This is a genomic window from Paenibacillus sp. FSL H3-0333 (assembly GCF_038002805.1).
Classification (GTDB): domain Bacteria; phylum Bacillota; class Bacilli; order Paenibacillales; family Paenibacillaceae; genus Paenibacillus_AQ; species Paenibacillus_AQ silagei.
On the sequence record NZ_JBBODG010000001.1, the window covers coordinates 3,326,753 to 3,344,552 of the forward strand.

The window sequence follows — 17,800 nt, forward strand, 5'->3', positions numbered from 1 at the left end:
CAGTTCCAAAATCCCCTCCGGTACTCCTATCACCTCACCAAGGGTGGGGAAGGCAGGCAAAGAGCGTTTGCGGTACCCACGCAAACGCTTTTTGGCTTGCCCGGATTTGTCGCAGCGTTGCTCCAAATCACATGATTGAATGTGCCTGTGGTGGTGAGTATTGGACTTCCGGATGCTACCGCTCCTCCAGTTCTCGAATTCCCTCCGCTACTCGAACAAGTGATCATGATTTGTTGCAATAAATGTAAGCGTGTTGATTTCCCAATAAAAGGAACAAAAAAGGCCGCCATTTCGGGTAATGGTAAGTACGACCAAACCAAACCGAAATGAGGCGACCTCATGAATAATAATACCCCATTCTTGGCCGTGTTCAAACAAGTATTAACTTCAGAAGAAGTCCAAAGGGTGACCGGGCAAACCAAGGACTACGAGGATACCGGAACCAAAATGACCGTGGGTGTGTTGTTCGATTACTTTATCCAAGCCTGCTACCACCAATGGGATGGCTTTCGTCAAAGTGCTCGGGTGGGCTCGAACTACGATTTGCCCAAGGTTCATTACTCCACCCTTTCGGGCAAAGCCGGTGAAGTGCCTTACGATATCTTCAAGCGTTTGTTTCAACTGCTCGTCCAGAAATGTAACCGGCAAACCCGTCGGCACCTAAATCTGCCTAAAGATCTTCTACTGATTGACTCTACGACGGTTACGGCGGCAAACTCCCGCATGTCTTGGGCTCCGTATAAAAAATTCAGAGGAGGCATCAAGCTGCATGTCGCTCTTTCGCATGGACAGCATTCACCCGTGAATGTGGTCGAATCGATTGCCAGGCGCAATGACGCTCCATTTGGAGAAGTTTTGGCCGATAAGGACTACCTTTTAGTTCAGGATCGGGCGTATGGAAAAATCGGTCGATTGGATCAATATGTGCAGCAAGGTCAGTCCTTTGTGATTCGTCTGAAAGACAATCTCCATTTGGTGATGCCGCGAGAGCTTCAACGACCAGCGGAGGGAGACACCAAAATTGTACGCGATATCACCTGTTATATTGGTCAAGGCAAACACCAATCCGCCCACCGCCACCGCGTCGTTGAATTTGAAAATGACCGGGGTGAAGTGGTACGAATTGTGACCGATTTGAGAAAAGAGTCCGCTCATGTGATTGCTGAAATGTACAAAGCACGCTGGGAAATTGAAGTATTTTTCCGCTGGGTGAAACAGCATTTGAATGTCCCTTGCCTATTTGGAACCACCGAAAATGCAGTATATAGCCAATTGTTTGTAGCCCTTGCCGCGTATGTGCTTTTGAAATACATTTTTGATGAAATTCACCCGAAGGTACCGGTCTTTGCTGAGCTGACTCTTTGGGAATTTATGCAGTACTGGCGTATATTTAATCTTCCGCTGGAGTGGCAGATTCAATTTAATCTGCTCAGGCGTAAAGATCCTCTAGGTATTTTTGTCATCCCATAATATGGGTAATCAACACGCCTGCACGAAATACAACATTTCCTCTTCTAATTGGCTTGCGGGCGGACAAATGCTGCCTTTCATACAACAATGTTAGTTTAAAGTCGATATACATAGCCGAATGTTGCATTTTGGGCAGGATTTCGCAGCTTACAGTAACTAATTAATAGTTTTTATTCTGATTTAGAGGCGTCAGGGGGCAGAGGGTGGGGGGAGAGGTGCCAGGTGATAAGTGGCAAGCAGTCAGCAGTCAGGCAGCAGGAGACAAGCAGTTAGCATTCAGGTAGCATTCAGTCGGCGGCAAGTAATAAGTAATAAGTAACAAGTGGCAAGTAATCAGGTAGCAGACGGTAAATAGTTTGCGGTAAGTTAGCGGTCAGCAGTCAGCACTCAGCAGTCAGCAGTCAATAATGAAAATTCAGCGGTCAGTAGTGAATAGTGAATAGTCAGCAGTTAGCAGTCAGCAAGTCAGCAGTTAGTAGTCGGGTGGCAGTCAAGTGAGTGGTAACAGGCAGATTTAGCACGGTTGTTTACGGACGTATTTGTCCAGTCCGCTGAATAGAGTTTTAGACCTCTATCCTTTATAGAGTTTTATAAACCTTTGCCTGTCCAGCAAAAGGGTTATTCTCATATTTCAAGGGCAGGCACAGCAGCCCTTGTTCACCCGGTACACACCCTCCAAAAGGGTGTGTTTGTGTTTTTACAACAGAAAGGCAGCAGTAACGGAGGGGATTTTGGAACTGAAGGAGCGGTAGCGTCCGCCTTTGTCTCCCGATTTCTACCGCGATTAGCGGTTTAAATCAGGAAATCGGGAGACAACAGCGGCCGGAAGTCCAAAACTCACCGCAGTTACGACATCGCATTTCTGTTTCATTAACGTTTCATTAACGTTTCATAAACGCTTTATTATCGCCCAGACACAGACACACCCTTTCCCCCTCACTCTCATAGTCTATAGGCAAAAGCCTTTGTAAAGGAGAACGACAACATGCTGAGGATTAAGCTGAACGAGCTGGGAAAAGGGAACGACAACGGTTTGATTCAGACGGAGGTATGGCGGTGGGACGGTATCGGCTGGAATGAGTGTATTCCGCAGCAGGAGGAGGATTTCATCCGTGCGGAAGAGGATTTGTTCGTGACAATCCCGGCAGAGGCGGGCTTATATCGTGTAGACTACTCCAAAAAGCCACTGGAGGCGCTCATTGTGCTTCCGGATGACGGCGGAGGCCTGCGGGCAGCGCTGCTGCATCCGGCTCCTTTTAAGCTTAAGGACGGGACGCTGTGGGGATATATCAACAACGACGGCCGGATTGTGATTGAGCCGAGATATGATTATGCGGAGGAGTTTCAGGAGAATGGCCTGGCGGTAGTGCAGCGGGGGAATGTCAGCGGTCTGATTGACAGCTCCGGGCGGGAGCGGGTCAAACCGGTCTATAATTTTATTGGTCCTTTTTCCGAGGGGCGGGCCGTGGTGTCGGATGTGAAGGGCTACACTTTTATTGATGAAAAAGGCAAAGAGGTGACGTCCGCGCGCTATGACTATCTGAATTCGCTGCACGAAGGCCGTGCGCTGTTCTCCAAGCAGAATACTACCGGGGGGAACTCGTTGTATGGCTACCTGGATGCCCAGGGCAAAGAGGTGCTGCCAGCCGTCTATCTGGACGCCGGGGATTTCTCAAACGGGACTGCACTGGTCAAAATAGCCGAAGGGGAATATGCGCTGATTGATCTCCATGGCGTGGTGCTGCATACGTACAAACATCCTTTTGTCGGGTATCCGGGGGATGGGCTGCTGGCCTTTCAGGCGACGGAGAATGGAAAATACGGTTATCTGCACACGGACGGCACGATTGCTATCCAGCCGCAGTATACGGCAGCTCTGCCGTTCTCGGAGGGCCGGGCGGTGATTAACACAGCCGCTGATTATGGCAACGCCTACGGTCTGATCGATAAGCAGGGGAAAATGATCATTCCCGCCGTCTATTATGAGGTGCAGCAGCTGGGAGAGAACCGTGTGGCGCTGGGGACCCCGCTGTATGCGGATCAGCCCTACAGAGGCTCCAGATATGTCATCGCCGATGCGCTGACTGGAAGAATTCTCAGCACCCACCCGCTGCTGGGCGTGAACAATTATCAGCAGGGACTCGCGTCGGTGTATGATGCGAAGGATACGTATTTTATTGACACCAGCGGGAAAAAAGCCGCCCAGCCCCCGGTCATCGCAGGCTCAGGATCACTGTCCTTCAGCGGCAGCCTGATCCGCGCGGATATTGATCTGCGCACCTCTTATTATGACCGTAAAGGCAAGCAGGTCTGGCGGCAAAACGGGGTCATTCCGCTCAGACCGCCATACTCTGTGCTGGAGAAGAAATACAAGCCTAACCGGGATTATCTGGTCTATTATCCGGTCGTGGAAGGGATCGCGGTTGCTGAGGTCTCGAAGGCAGTGAATGACAAGCTGCGCAACCTGTCGCTCCCATACGGGGCGGGGACGGGGGGAGGCACGCAGGATTTCAGCTATACGGGAGATTTCGCCGTATCCTTCTTCCGCAAGAATCTGCTGGTGCTGGAGCTTAGCGGTTATCATTTTCCGTTCGGCGCTGCGCACGGCATGCCTACGCGGATCTATGAGCATATCAACCTGCGCACCGGCAAGTTCTACACGCTCAGCGATCTGTTCAAGCCCGGCAGCAAATACGTGCAGAAGCTCAGTGATATTGTCGGCAAGCAGATTGCGAATGATCCGCAGTATTCCTATGTTTTCCCTGACACGTATAAAGGCATTACAGCCGATCAGCCCTTTTATGTGGATGCGGAGGCGCTGTACCTGTATTTTGCACCTTATGAGATTGCTCCGTACGCCGCAGGATTTCCAACCTTCCGCATTCCGTATGCTGAGATTATGGGCCTGATCTCGACCGAAGGGGAGTTCTGGCAGTCTTTTCATTAAATTAAGCGATAGAAGCGCCGATATATAGGATAGACACAGCCGTCCTGAAAAGGACGGCAATGCTGTTTTCTTTTGCCGCTGCTGTAGGGTACAAGCCTTTCTATCTATGAAATCCTTTCTATCTATAAAATGACAGAATTTAGAAGAGCACAGCTGATAGTTTTGTGTTACAATGACCTAGGAACAGATTACAACTTTGTAACATATGTAGACAGACACCCTTGTCCCCATGATACACCACAACGAAGATTAAGGAGATGGCAGAATGAAAAGCAAGACTTTGAGAAGAATGATAGGTGGAAGCGTAGCCGCTGTTATGGCGCTTGGCATTTCTCTTCCATTACAAGCAAACGCAGCAGCAGCCGGTGCCCCTGCGGCAGCCGGATCAGATATGAATTTCGCACAGCTCATGGACTATTTCACACAGAACAATTCGAAGACCTTTGTACTGGGTGGCAATACGTACACTGTCACTAAAACCTTTGTATACACAACGCCAGCTGCAGCTGCCCCGGCAGCACAGCCGGTAGCTCCGGCTAAGCCTGTTGCAACAGCAGCACCAGTGGCTACAGCAGCACCGGCAGCAACTGCTAAGCCAGCCCCGGCCCCCGTTGCCACTGCAAAACCTGTGGTAACCCCTGCCCCATCTGTGGTTCCTGCAGTTGGCAATAACGCCTCCAGCTACACACAGCAAGTAGTCGCACTGGTGAACAAAGAGCGCACTGCAGCTGGACTAGCCCCTGTCTCCGCACTGGACAGCCTGAACAAAGTGGCTGCGGCGAAGGCTGCGGACATGCGCTCGAACAACTATTTCTCACACACTTCTCCGACCTACGGATCACCTTTCGATATGATGTCGGCATTCGGCATTACGTATAAGGCGGCTGGTGAGAATATCGCTATGGGCCAGAAGACCCCTCAGGAAGTTATGACGGCGTGGATGAACAGCCCGGGTCATAAGGCTAACATCCTGAGCGCGAATTTCAACTACATCGGCGTGGGCTTCGATAATAATTACTGGGTCCAGGAATTCATCGGTAAATAAAGTAACGTTAACTCCGCCCTCCGGCATTACCGGGGGGCGTTTTTATGTTTTTAGGATATTAAAGTAATATTGGTCTTGATACGATTAGCGCAGCGCTATCGTGCCGCAGTCCGCGGTCTTGCACGATCAGCGCAGCGCCATCGTGCCGCCCTTACTGCTTCCACCGTTTAGGTGTGAAGCGGCGGAGGGGATTTTGGAACTGTAGGAGCGAATGCGTCCGCCTTTGTCTCCGAATTTTAACCGTATAACGGTTCATTCAATAAATTTGGAGACAACAGCGGCCGTAAGTCCAAAATCACCGCAGCCGCGCCCCCACCTAAACCCCCCTACGGTTTGCAAATTGTGCAAAGAAGAATTATGTTTATCTACATAGTTAATAATGTTGTGAATGATGGGCGAGGCAGAAGAGTACGGCAGATGGAGGGATAGTATTGAAGGATTCCAAATGGACCTGGAGGACAGTAAGCCTGGTGTCCATCCTGGCAACTTTACTTTTAATTACAGGATTTGTGTATGCAGTGGGAGATATTCTGAACCCGAAGGGGGAGCAGTTCCTCTCGTCCCTTCCGCAGGAGACGGCTGCACCGACAGCCGCGGCAAGTGACGAATACAAGATCCTGGCGCTTGGGGATTCTCTGGCCAAAGGGACCGGAGACAACTCCGGGCAAGGGTTTGTTAGACGGACCGTGGATGCCTTGTCGGCCAATGGAGGAAAGGCAGAGCTGCTGGGCAATATGGGCATTAACGGCTTGACCACAGCTGCTTTACAGAGCAAGCTTCAGGAGGAAGGGGTACAGTACGCGCTGCGTCAGGCGAATGTCATCCTGATCTCCATCGGCGGGAACGACCTGTTCCGGGGCTCGGATATTCTGGGCACAGGCGGGAGCAGCGGACAAGCAGCCGCCTCTGCGAAGCCTTCGGAGCAAGCGGTACCTCAGAGCACGGAAGCCCCTGCCAATAACAAGGTAGAAGGCACTACCCCGGTTCCAACCGCGTCTGCAGGTGATCTGACCCCGGAATCGCTTCTCTCCGCTCTGCCTGGGGCCGCCAAACGGCTGGGCAGCATACTGGATACAGTTGCAGAAGTGAATCCGCAGGCCCAAGTCTATTACATCGGACTGTATAATCCATTTGGAGATATCGAGGGGCTGCTAATTCCCGGTAATCAGGCGGTAACGGCGTGGAATAATGCGGCGATGGATATGATCAACAAGCATCAGAACATGACGCTGGTCCCGACCTTTGATCTGTTTGACCGCCATTTGGCGAAATATCTGTCTAATGATCATTTTCACCCGAACGGGGACGGCTATCAGCGGATGAGCGAGCGGATTGTACAGGCGGTTCGTTGAATCGATGATTTTTTGAACAGAAATGACTGTGGCAAGGAGCTGTATAAGATGGCGAGAACCATTCATGAGGCACCGGGGGAAGAAGTCGTTCTGTCCGCCCGGGGAGTGCGTAAAAAAATCGGCCGCAAATGGATTATAGATGATGTCACGTTTGATGTGAAAAAAGGCGAAATCTTCGGCTTTCTCGGTCCGAATGGAGCAGGCAAAACCACAACCATCCGCATGCTGGTGGACCTGATCCGCCCGAGCGAAGGGACGATTACCGTCTGCGGCTATAATGTGAACCGGAATCCGGAAAAAGCGCTGCAATACGTTGGCTCTATTGTCGAGAATCCCGAGGTCTACACGTATCTGACGGGCTGGGAGAACCTGCAGCATTTCGCCCGTATGCAGCCCGGAGTGGACGAGCAGCGGATTGCCGAGGTCGTTGAAATTGTGCGGCTCGATCAGCGCATCCAGGATAAAGTCAGCACGTATTCGCTGGGGATGCGCCAGCGGCTAGGTATTGCCCAAGCTCTGCTCGGCCGTCCCCGGCTGCTGATTCTCGATGAGCCGACCAACGGCCTGGACCCCAAGGGGATCAAGGAGCTGCGCGAATTCATTCGTAAGCTGGCAGACGAAGGGCTGGCGGTCTTTGTGTCCAGTCATCTGCTGAGCGAAATTCAGCTGCTGTGCGACCGGGTAGCCATTATCAGCAAAGGCCGTGTACTCGCTGTTGGCGCTGTAGACGAGCTGGTTGCCCGTAACTCGCCTTATGTCCTGTGGGAGCTGGAGCCGCTTCAGCGGGCAAGAGACATCATGGCCGGGCGGCCGGATATCACGCTGCTTCATCTGGACGAGGTTACCCTGGATGACTCGGTCATCGCAGGCATGGGCGTGAATTCCCTGGTTACGGCGATGGACGAGGAGCTGATCCCGGAGATTGTTGCCGTGCTGGTTGCACAAGAGGTGGAAGTCCGGGCTGTGCATAAAATCAACCCTACACTGGAACAGCTATTCTTGAAGCTAACGGAAGGTGAAGCCATTGACTAACCTGCTGCCGCTCATCCGAAATGAGTGCCTGAAGATTATTAAAAAGAAACGTTTCTATGTCATCCTGCTCATCCTGCTCGTGCTGGTGCCAATGTTTACCTATGCGCAAATGCGCATAGCCGAGCGCAGCCGTGACAAATTTAACTCTGACTGGAGGTTGGAGATCCAGCAGCAGATTACCGATAACCAGAATTCGCTCGGCAGCGACCGGATTCCGGAGGAATGGAAGTCGTACCGGCGGATTTTTCTCCAGCAATTGCAGTATTATCTGGACCATGATGTGAATCCGAACGAGCCGAGCGGAGTAACGTTCACCCGGGAGTTTGTCAATAATTCCGTCTCCCTGTTCATTCCGCTGCTGATCATGGCGGTTGCCTCCGACCTGGTCTCCGGGGAGCGGACGACAGGCACGATCAAAATGCTGCTGACCCGCCCGGTCCGGCGCTGGAAGGTACTGTTCAGCAAAATGGTAGCGCTGCTGATGTTCGTCTCGCTGATTGTCCTGTCCGTATTCGTAATCAGCTATCTGATATCGGGGCTGGCTTTTGGCTATAAGGGGTTCAATGTTCCAGTCTTTACAGGCTTTCAGCTAAACGGTGATACTGTGGATATGACGAAGGTTCATGCCGTGGAGCAGTGGAAGTATCTGCTGATGCAGGGCGGGCTGATCTGGTATGTCAGCATCGTGGTGGCCCTGCTGGCCTTCATGGTGTCGGTGCTGGTCCGCAGTACGGCTGCGAGCATTGTAGTGATGATGGCGGCGCTGATTGCCGGAACGATCCTGACGAATATGGCTTCCGCCTGGACGGCGGCCAAATATTTATTTATGGTCAATATGGAGCTGACGACTTATTTAGCGGGCACTCCCGCGCCGATAGAGGGCATGACACTGGGCTTTTCGATGGCGGTTCTGGGCATTTGGGGGCTTGCGGCCGTAATCATTTCATTCGCCGTCTTTACGAAACGGGATATTTTGAATTAGAATGTACAAAGTGAACGAAAACGTTTGTTTGCATTTTTAGAGAGACAGGAAGACAAGTGAAGGAGGAGCATGAATGCTCGAACAGATCGATATGTTTGCAAAAGTCTCTAAGAACGGCGAATCAAGCCGGACTGGATACGATGCTGACGACATTCAGGTGCTCGAAGGTCTGGTTGCGGTCCGCAAACGGCCCGGCATGTATATTGGCAGTACGAGTTCCTCGGGTCTGCACCATTTAGTATGGGAAATAGTGGATAATGCCGTAGATGAGCATTTGGCGAAGTTTTGCTCGAAGATTGATATTACACTGCGTAAAGACGGATCGGTAACCGTGATTGACAACGGACGCGGAATCCCGACCGGAATGCACAAGACAGGAGTCCCTACCCCGCAGGTGGTATTCACCATTCTGCATGCAGGGGGCAAGTTCGGCGGCTCCGGCTACAAGAAGTCGGGCGGTCTGCACGGGGTCGGGGCTTCGGTTACCAATGCGTTGTCCGAGTGGCTGGAAGTGGAGATTTACCGCGAAGGCAAGATTCACCGTCAGCGCTTTGAATACTGGGTCGACAAAAGCGGAAAAGAACATGTCGGTGAGCCAGTGACCGGTCTTGAGATACTGGGGAATACGAATAAGACCGGTTCGAAGATTACCTTCAAGCCGGATGTTCGCGTCTTCGCTGCGGGCATTTCATTCAACTATGATACGCTGGCAGAAAGGGTACAGGAGATCGCCTTCCTGAATTCCGGGCTTAGAATCAATCTGAGCGACGAGCGCAGCGGCCGTCAGGATGAATTCTTCTACGAAGGCGGCGCGAGCCAGTTCGTGCAATTCCTGAACGAAGGGAAGGATGTACTGCACGATGTAATCCATTTCAGCTCCGAGAAGGACGAGATCGAGGTGGAAATCGCGCTGCAGTATAATGCGGGGTATACGGAGACGATCGCTTCTTTTGTCAACTCCATTCCTACCCGCAGCGGGGGAACACACGAGACAGGCTTCAAGACAGCCTATACCCGTGTGCTGAATGATTACGCCCGCCGCACGCAGCTGCTCAAGGAGAAGGATAAGAATCTGGAGGGCAATGATCTGCGCGAAGGCATGATGGCGGTCATCAGCATCAAGATGTCGGATGTGGAGTTTGTCGGACAGACGAAGGATCAGCTCGGAAGCGCATCTGCCCGCAGCGCCGTGGACTTCATCGTCTCCGAGCGGATGGCGCGGTTCCTGGAAGAGAATCCCCAAGTTGCACAGAGTCTGCTGAAAAAATCGATCCAGGCCTCCAAGGCCCGTGAAGCGGCCCGCAAGGCCCGTGATGAGATCCGCAGCGGCAAGAAGCGCAGTGAGAGCTCGAACTTGGGCGGCAAGCTGTCACCTGCACAGTCCAAGGACGTTACACGTACCGAGATCTTCATCGTCGAGGGCGATTCAGCCGGTGGCTCCGCGAAGCAAGGCCGGGATTCCAAGATTCAGGCGATCCTGCCGCTGAAGGGCAAGCCGATGAACCCCGAGAAGGCCAAGCTGCTGGATATCCTGAAGAATGACGAATACAAGGCGATCATTTCAGCAATCGGTGCGGGAATCGGGCCTGACTTTGCCGTGGAGGACAGCAATTATTCCAAAATCATCATTATGACCGATGCCGATACGGACGGCGCACATATCCAGGTGCTGCTGCTGACCTTCTTCTACCGCTACATGAAGCCTCTGATCGATGCCGGCAAGGTCTATATCGCCCAGCCGCCGCTGTATAAGCTGACGCGCAAATCGGGCAAGCTGGAGACGGTCCGCTATGCCTGGAGCGATGAGGAATTGCAGAATTATCTGAAGGAATTCGGGAAGAATTTCGAGCTGCAGCGGTACAAGGGACTGGGTGAGATGAACCCGGACCAGCTGTGGGAGACTACGATGAATCCCGATTCGCGTACGCTGCTTCAGGTGCAGATCGAGGATGCCGCCAAGGCGGAGCGCCGCGTTTCCACGCTGATGGGCGATAAGGTCGACCCGCGTAAGCGCTGGATTGTCGAGAACGTCGACTTCACGGAGATCGTGGAGTAACAAAGATCGTAAGTAGTAGTGGGAAGTGACGAAACCTTCCGCTGTTTTTAATTTTTTGATGATCGGTTTAAGCGAAGCGGCTGGTTCTTGAATTCAATGGATTGTGAACTATGTTTTGATAAACTGATACAAGGGAAAGTAACGGAGGGGATTTTGGAACTGGAGGAGCGTCAGCGTCCGCCTTTGTATTTAGATTTCATCCGCTAGGCCTATGAATCAGAAATCTAAATACAACAGCGGCCGGAAGTCCAAAATCACCGCAGTTACGATCTTACCTGTTATCAAAATATTGTTTGTTTTTGAATTCAATAACGCAAGAGCGCAGCGGTCAGATCATCAAGCTTTAAAAACGCGGACAGAATGAGGAACAGAAGGTGAAGAGGAAATGAGCAGTTTATCAGAGCAATTTTTGCCGGCTTTTCTGGAAGAGGTCGTGGGTGACCGGTTTGGCCGGTATTCCAAATATATCATTCAGGACCGGGCGATCCCCGATGTGCGCGACGGGCTAAAGCCCGTGCAGCGCCGGATTCTGTATGCCATGTACGATTCCGGCAATACGCCGGATAAGCCATACCGCAAGTCAGCCAAAACCGTCGGTGATGTCATGGGTAACTACCATCCCCACGGGGACTCCTCGATCTACGACGGGATGGTGCGGATGGCACAGCCGTGGAAGATGGGGCATGTGCTGGTAGACGGACACGGCAACTGGGGTTCCATGGATGATGACCCGGCAGCGGCGATGCGTTACACAGAAGCGCGCCTGTCTCCGATTGCCATGGAGATGATGCGCGATATTGAGAAGCGCACCGTACTGTTCAAGGACAACTTCGATAATACGGCCAAGGAGCCGGTGGTTGTTCCCTCCCGTTATCCGAATCTGCTGGTGAACGGGACGAGCGGGATCTCGGCCGGATTCGCCACGGAGATTCCACCGCATAACCTGCGGGAAGTCATCGATGCCTGCATCGCGGTCATGCAGAAGCCGGACATTGCGCTTGAGGATATCATGACCTTCATCAAGGGACCGGATTTCCCGACAGGCGGAACCATTATGGGCGGAGACGGCATTATGGATGCTTACCGCACCGGCAAAGGCCGTATCTATCTGCGTTCCAAGACGGAGATTGAGAACCTGCGCGGCGGGAAGCAGCAGATCGTGATCACCGAGGTGCCTTTCCAGATCGTGAAGTCACGGCTGGTGACCTCCATGGAGAACATCCGTCTGGAGAAAAAGATTGAAGGGATCGCCGAGGTCCGCGATGAGAGCGGCCGTGAGGGCCTGCGCATCGTGGTGGAGCTGAAGAAGGAGGCAGATGCACAAGGCGTCTTAGCCTATCTGCTCAAAAAAACCGATCTCCAAGTCACCTACAACTTCAACATGGTAGCCATCGTTAACAAGGCTCCGCAGCAGCTGGGGCTCAAAGCGATCCTTGAAGCCTACATTGCCCATCAGCGCGAAGTGGTCACACACCGTACCCGGTTCGATCTGGAACGGGCGGAGGACCGTGCCCATGTGTTAGAGGGACTGGTCAAGGCGCTGAATATTCTGGACGAAGTGATCGCTGCCATCAAGGCATCGAAGAACCGCCAGGATGCCCAGAATAATCTGGTATGGATGTTCGGCTTCAGCGAAAGACAGGCTGATTCTATCCTTACCTTGCAGCTCTACCGTCTCACCAATCTGGAGATTCATTCGCTGCAGAAGGAGCTGGATGAGATGCTGGCCCGGATTGCTGTGCTCCAGGGGATTCTGGACAGCGACAAGAAGCTGATTACCGTTATCCGCAAGGAGCTGCTTGAGATCCGTGACAAATACGGAATCGACCGCCGTTCCCTGATTCAGGGAGAGGTAGAGGAGCTTAAGGTTAACATGGAGGTTCTGGTCAATGCGGAGGATGTGCTGGTTGCGCTCTCTGCGGACGGCTATATCAAGCGGACCGGCATGCTGTCCTTCACCCGTTCGGGCGGGGAGCGCCACTCTTCAGGCGTCAAGGATGGCGATCATATCGTCAAGCTGCTGGATCTGAATACCCGGGAGAGCCTGCTCGTATTCACCCGCAAGGGTCAATACTTCCTGCTTCCCGTGCACCAGATTCCAGAGTTCAAATGGAAAGATCCGGGGACGGCCATCGTCAACGTGATCGGACTGAATAAGGGAGACAGTGTCGTCAGTGTATTGCCGGTCGGCAACCTGGAGGACCCGCTTGCCAGTCTGGTCTTCATCACCCGCAAGGGGCAGGTGAAGCGTACCGAGCTCAAGGAGTACTCTACAAGCCGTTCCGGAGCCGTTGCCGCCTGTAAGGTGGCCGAAGGCGATGAGATCATTACAGTGGCGCACAGCAGGGGTGACAAGGACATCGTGCTGATTACCCGTGAGGGCATGAGCATCCGTTTCCGTGAGAATGAAGTGAATCCTATGGGCCGGGTGGCCACAGGAGTTAGGGGAATTCAGCTCCGTGAAGGAGATGAGGTGGTCTCCTGCTTCTGGGTCAGCGAGGATGAAGGTGAGATCCTGGCTATATCCGACATCGGTTATGCCAAGCGCTCCCTGATGGTGGATTATCCTTCCCAGAGCCGCGGAGGCAAAGGGATGCCAACCTTCGAGTTCAAGGAAGGCAAGCGTGTCCGCCCGAACGGCAGCAGGCTGGCAGGCGCATTCTATTGCAAGGAGCCGCTGGAGGTGACCGCCATCACCCAGAGCGGCGCGGTACATTCCTTCTCTTCCGAATCGGCACCGATTGCTGAACGCCGTTCTACAGGCAAGCAGCTGGTTGCTGTCGAGAAGAAGGACGAGATCGCCATTCTTTTTCAGGCAGTCAAGTAAAATATAATACCGCATGGAACGGCGCGGGCAGCCCAGGAGTAACAGGCTGCCCGCGTTTTTAATTTGGGGGGGAATAGTTGCAGATATGATTTTATTTTTTGGCCTTGAAGGATTTGGAATTTTTCTGGCGAAAAAGTAAATATACCTTATAGAGATCCGCAGGAAAGGAAGGAATAAGTGTGCACTCCACTGAATTCAGTAAAATCTGGCATAAGATATTAAAGGACTATAAGCTACATATGGACAGCAAGCTTGCGCCTACACTGACTGATGCCCAGCTTACCGTACTGGAATTGCTACAGGAGCGTGATGCGATGAAGCCTTCTGATTTGGCCCCTCATCTGGCAACCAGTCCGGCGGCCGTGACGATGCTGCTTGACCGGATGGAGAAGCATAATCTGATTGTCCGTGAACGCGATGCCTCAGACCGCAGAATTGTCTGGGTGAGTATCACCGAGACAGGCCAGCGGGAGACGCTGCGCGGACTGAAGGTCCGCAGTGATTTTTTTGCAGAAGCACTGGACCCCATTTCCTCCCATAATCAGCAGCTGCTGCTCTACCTCATGGGCAAGATGGCGGTTGCCCCGGCCGTGGATGACGCAGCTTCGGTACAGTCCGTATAAGCACCTACTGATAACCTATATGATCATGCAAAAAAGCAGGCTGTCCGTTAAAGGATAGCCTGCTTTTGCATTTGCGGAGTCCAAAGATTCCAGGGATAGGAACGGGGAGGCAGGGAGAGCAGCTCGACTTCTTCCTTGGTCACCGGATGCGGGAACCGGGTGAGTGCAGACCATAAGGCAATCTGCTGTCCCGGTCTGTTCACGGACGCGCCGTACTTCTGATCTCCATATAGCGGACATCCAACGTCGCTGAGCTGGACGCGGATCTGGTGGGAACGGCCGGTCAGCAGGTCAATTCTCACCAGCGAATAGCCTTCTGCCGTACCAATCACGGTATAATCAAGGATGGCTTGCTTGCCGCCCGGCGTTCCCTCCCGGACGGCCTGGACGGTATTGCTCTTAGGGTCCTTAAGCAGCGTATGCTCCAGCCGGGCCTCTGCGCCCGGAAGCTGACCATGCACCACTGTCAGATAGACCTTCTGGAAGGCGTGGGTGCGCACACTCTCGGATAGCCGGGAGGCCGCCTTCGAGGTCTTGGCGAAGATCATCGCACCGCCTACAGGCCGGTCCAGCCGGTGAACAAGGCCCATGAAGACGTTGCCCGGCTTCGCGAAGCGTTCCTTCACATCTTCCTTCAGCAGGGTCAGCAGATCCGGGTCGCCTGTAGCATCCTCTTGAACGGGAATATTCACAGGCTTCACAATGCCGAGCAGATGGTTGTCCTCATAGAGAATCTCGAACCGGGAGGGGCTGCTGCCGGATTCTCCTGCTGCGCCGTTATTCGTTCCGGTCATGGCTTACGCCTCCCAGCGGCCCAGAATCCCGCAAGGCAGATTCATGCCGGAGGCTGTAATCGGCAAGCCGATCTCACCGGAATTCAGCTTGCCGCCATAGCGCTTGCCCATCGTCATTGACAGCATGTTGCGCAGTACGGTTGGCGAGATGCCGGTCGTGTAGGAGTTAATCAGCATGAATAACGGACGGTCGCTCATAATCTCCATGCAGCTCTCCAGGAACGGATAAAGACTGGATTCGAGCTTCCACATTTCACCGCCCGGCCCTCTTCCGTAGGACGGCGGGTCCATAATAATGGCATCATATTTGCTGCCGCGGCGCTGTTCGCGCTGGACGAACTTGAATACATCATCGGTAATGAAGCGGAGCGGCTTGTCGGCAAGACCGGACAGGGCTACATTCTCCTTGGCCCATTGAACCATCCCCTTGGCTGCATCGACATGCACGACGGAGGCTCCGGCACTTGCTGCCGCAACAGTGGCTCCGCCGGTATAAGCGAACAGGTTGAGGACGGAGATCGGCCGGTTAGCCGCTGCGATCTTGTCCATCATCCAGCGCCAGTTGGCCGCCTGCTCCGGGAACAGCCCGGTGTGCTTGAAGTTCGTCGGGCGGAGGTGGAACTTCAGCTTGCCGTAGCTGATTTTCCAGTCCTCCGGTATCGTCTTCTTCATCTCCCACTGCCCGCCTCCGGCGGAGCTGCGGTGATAATGTCCGTGCACATCCCGCCACTTGGCGCTCTCGCTGGCCAGCGGCCAGATGATCTGCGGGTCCGGCCGGCGCAGGATAATATCGCCCCAGCGTTCGAGCTTCTCCCCGCCCCCGGTATCGATCACTTCGTAGTCTTTCCAATCACTGGCTATATACATTATTAATCCATCCTTCAAAAAGTCATTTAGCCTTTATTGTACAACATTTAAGCCTGCAGCTACAAACAAAATGGTTGCAAAGCAGCGACTATTCCCAGTGTAGCCAACAAGCAAGAGGCGTATAATATTACCAGGAAAAGCAGGGCAGATCATTTTGCAACATAATCCATTCGGTAAGCAGGGGCTTGGCCTATCGAAAAGCAGGTGTTCTGGCGCTTCGTACAGGGATTGTGTATGATCTGAATACAAGGTTACAGCAAAGGAAGGAGGCTGCACTGGGATGTATAATCTTTCGGCGCTGTATCATCCGATAACGGCCAATCCGGCCGGGGGCGGCGAGTATCTGCCGGGCAGGCTGCTTCAGCCGTATATCCGCTGCTACTGGGGATCTAACTGCGCTGCAGGCGGTGAAGGCGACGCGGCACTATCCGGTGCAGAAGCAGCAGAAGGACCACCCTCTCTGCTGACGGAGACTATCATACCTGACAGTTGTATGGACATCATATGGGAATGGGATGGGCGGACAGGGGAGTCCGGCGGGATTTTTTGCGGGATTAACGACACTCCGTTTGAGGCAGGACAAGCAGTACAGTCTGTTACGACAGAGCGTTTCGCCATCCGGTTTCACTTCTGGGCCGTTCATTTGTTCGCAGACGAGCCGCTGACGGAGGTATTGAATGTCCATGTTCCGGTAGAGTATTATTTCAGAACCTTCCGTAAGGAGCTGGGAGACAGGCTCCAGCATATCCGTACAATGACTGAGCGCATCGCTGCTGCTGAAGCTTTCCTTCTGCGGAGATTGGAACGGGGAAACCGCAGCAGTGACGGGATGATGAACGCGGTCCACAGGCTGCTTACATCACGCGGGATCATGACGGCAGGGGCGCTGGAGAGCAGCTCGGGCTTAAGCAGCCGCCAGCTTGAACGGCTGTTCCGGCAGCATATCGGCCTTCCGCCCAAAAAGGTCGCCGATCTTATCCGTTTCCAGAATGTCTGGCGTGATCTGTACCGTTCCTCCCAGGCCAAGGGTGTAATGCAGGATATCGTGTTCACCTACGGGTATAGCCATCAGTCGCATTTGATCAACAATTTCAAGAAGTTCGCAGGCAGAACTCCGCTGGATGCGCTGAGTCATGCCCGGCGCTGATGTCGTTTTTTTGCAATACAAGCCGTACAGGCAGAAGTACAATGAGGATAGAACCGCTGACACCAGCCGGATCACAATACAAGCAATGAAGGGAAGGATATCATTATGATTACAGCTTTTGACGGCATCAACCTGTACAGTAAAGACCCCGTAGCTCTGGTAGCATTCTATTCGGAGGTACTGGGCATTCCGGTTCCATTCGAGGGCTATGGAGAAGCTGGCGGGGCCAAAATTGCGATAGACGCCAGCCAGCCCGGCATCATTATATGGAACGCAGACAAGTGGGAGAACCTAACCACCGGCACCGTTAATCTTGTATTCTCCTGCGGGAGTCTGGACGAAACGTATGAGCAGCTGAAGGCGAAAGGACTGGATTGCCAGCCTCCCGCAACCATGGAGTACGGCGGTAAAGAGATGAATTTCCGTGATCCCGACGGCAACGCAATTACCTTGCTGGAAGGCGGATATTAATCGTTCCACACATCATATGATAATAGTAATACTGAGCAGCGTCAGCTCCGGGCAGCAGTTATGTCCTGGACTGGCGCTGCTTGTGTTATGCGGCAAGGATGGCCAGGCTAAGAGCAGAGTCGCTTTTTTAATATTGACAATGATAATCATTATCAAATAGAATGAGATTAACACAGTATTAAGGTAA

At 53.0% G+C, this 17,800-nt stretch carries 13 protein-coding genes; 11 read left to right on the top strand and 2 right to left on the bottom strand.

Annotated elements, in window-relative coordinates; genetic code table 11:
• Nucleotides 1-339 precede the first annotated feature (339 nt).
• The 9 genes from MHH78_RS14570 (at nt 340) to MHH78_RS14610 (ending at nt 14,334) form a co-directional block, all read left to right on the top strand.
• Nucleotides 340-1,470 carry an IS4 family transposase gene (locus MHH78_RS14570; protein ID WP_341167799.1) on the top strand — a complete coding sequence of 377 codons (1,131 nt, stop codon included), beginning with the start codon at nt 340-342 and terminating at the stop codon, nt 1,468-1,470.
• 985 nt (nt 1,471-2,455) lie between these two features.
• A complete protein-coding gene (locus MHH78_RS14575; protein ID WP_341167800.1) occupies nt 2,456-4,417 on the top strand; it encodes a WG repeat-containing protein in 1,962 nt (653 codons plus the stop codon).
• Nucleotides 4,418-4,682: 265 nt separating this feature from the next.
• The gene (locus MHH78_RS14580; protein WP_341167801.1) at nt 4,683-5,462 is read left to right on the top strand and encodes a CAP domain-containing protein; all 780 of its coding nucleotides are present in this window, start codon (nt 4,683-4,685) and stop codon (nt 5,460-5,462) included.
• A 431-nt stretch (nt 5,463-5,893) separates the two neighbouring features.
• Entirely contained in the window at nt 5,894-6,814 is a 921-nt protein-coding gene (locus MHH78_RS14585; protein ID WP_341167802.1) for a GDSL-type esterase/lipase family protein, read from the top strand.
• 48 nt (nt 6,815-6,862) lie between these two features.
• Nucleotides 6,863-7,846, top strand: a complete 984-nt coding sequence (locus tag MHH78_RS14590; RefSeq protein WP_341167803.1) for an ABC transporter ATP-binding protein — start codon at nt 6,863-6,865, stop codon at nt 7,844-7,846.
• Complete coding sequence (locus MHH78_RS14595) at nt 7,839-8,828, top strand: ABC transporter permease (protein WP_036732948.1); 990 nt, start codon at nt 7,839-7,841, stop codon at nt 8,826-8,828. The genes MHH78_RS14590 and MHH78_RS14595 overlap by 8 nt, the downstream gene beginning before the upstream one ends.
• A gap of 73 nt (nt 8,829-8,901) precedes the next feature.
• Entirely contained in the window at nt 8,902-10,884 is a 1,983-nt protein-coding gene (parE, locus tag MHH78_RS14600; protein WP_341167804.1) for a DNA topoisomerase IV subunit B, read from the top strand.
• Between the two features lie 385 nt (nt 10,885-11,269).
• Entirely contained in the window at nt 11,270-13,711 is a 2,442-nt protein-coding gene (gene gyrA, locus MHH78_RS14605; RefSeq protein ID WP_076079229.1) for a DNA gyrase subunit A, read from the top strand.
• A gap of 179 nt (nt 13,712-13,890) precedes the next feature.
• Complete coding sequence (locus MHH78_RS14610; RefSeq protein WP_036732955.1) at nt 13,891-14,334, top strand: MarR family winged helix-turn-helix transcriptional regulator; 444 nt, start codon at nt 13,891-13,893, stop codon at nt 14,332-14,334.
• A 47-nt stretch (nt 14,335-14,381) separates the two neighbouring features.
• On the opposite strand, the gene MHH78_RS14615 is transcribed toward MHH78_RS14610, so the two are convergent.
• Both MHH78_RS14615 and MHH78_RS14620 read right to left on the bottom strand, forming a co-directional pair.
• The gene (locus MHH78_RS14615; protein ID WP_341167805.1) at nt 14,382-15,128 is read right to left on the bottom strand and encodes an RluA family pseudouridine synthase; all 747 of its coding nucleotides are present in this window, start codon (nt 15,126-15,128) and stop codon (nt 14,382-14,384) included.
• 3 nt (nt 15,129-15,131) lie between these two features.
• The gene (locus MHH78_RS14620; protein ID WP_209869861.1) at nt 15,132-15,995 is read right to left on the bottom strand and encodes a class I SAM-dependent methyltransferase; all 864 of its coding nucleotides are present in this window, start codon (nt 15,993-15,995) and stop codon (nt 15,132-15,134) included.
• Between the two features lie 280 nt (nt 15,996-16,275).
• On the opposite strand from MHH78_RS14620, the gene MHH78_RS14625 reads away from it, so the two are divergent.
• Nucleotides 16,276-17,142 carry a helix-turn-helix domain-containing protein gene (locus MHH78_RS14625; protein ID WP_341167806.1) on the top strand — a complete coding sequence of 289 codons (867 nt, stop codon included), beginning with the start codon at nt 16,276-16,278 and terminating at the stop codon, nt 17,140-17,142.
• 105 nt (nt 17,143-17,247) lie between these two features.
• On the top strand, nt 17,248-17,613 hold the full coding sequence (locus MHH78_RS14630) for a VOC family protein (RefSeq protein WP_036732967.1): 366 nt from the start codon (nt 17,248-17,250) through the stop codon (nt 17,611-17,613).
• The last annotated feature ends 187 nt before the right edge of the window (nt 17,614-17,800 follow it).

Coding starts and splice junctions, on each gene's coding strand:
- MHH78_RS14570 (WP_341167799.1), top strand. CDS start 340: ATGAATAATAATACCCCATTCTTGGCCGTGTTCAAACAAGTATTAACT.
- MHH78_RS14575 (WP_341167800.1), top strand. CDS start 2,456: ATGCTGAGGATTAAGCTGAACGAGCTGGGAAAAGGGAACGACAACGGT.
- MHH78_RS14580 (WP_341167801.1), top strand. CDS start 4,683: ATGAAAAGCAAGACTTTGAGAAGAATGATAGGTGGAAGCGTAGCCGCT.
- MHH78_RS14590 (WP_341167803.1), top strand. CDS start 6,863: ATGGCGAGAACCATTCATGAGGCACCGGGGGAAGAAGTCGTTCTGTCC.
- parE (WP_341167804.1), top strand. CDS start 8,902: ATGCTCGAACAGATCGATATGTTTGCAAAAGTCTCTAAGAACGGCGAA.
- gyrA (WP_076079229.1), top strand. CDS start 11,270: ATGAGCAGTTTATCAGAGCAATTTTTGCCGGCTTTTCTGGAAGAGGTC.
- MHH78_RS14615 (WP_341167805.1), bottom strand. CDS start 15,128: ATGACCGGAACGAATAACGGCGCAGCAGGAGAATCCGGCAGCAGCCCC.
- MHH78_RS14620 (WP_209869861.1), bottom strand. CDS start 15,995: ATGTATATAGCCAGTGATTGGAAAGACTACGAAGTGATCGATACCGGG.
- MHH78_RS14625 (WP_341167806.1), top strand. CDS start 16,276: ATGTATAATCTTTCGGCGCTGTATCATCCGATAACGGCCAATCCGGCC.
- MHH78_RS14630 (WP_036732967.1), top strand. CDS start 17,248: ATGATTACAGCTTTTGACGGCATCAACCTGTACAGTAAAGACCCCGTA.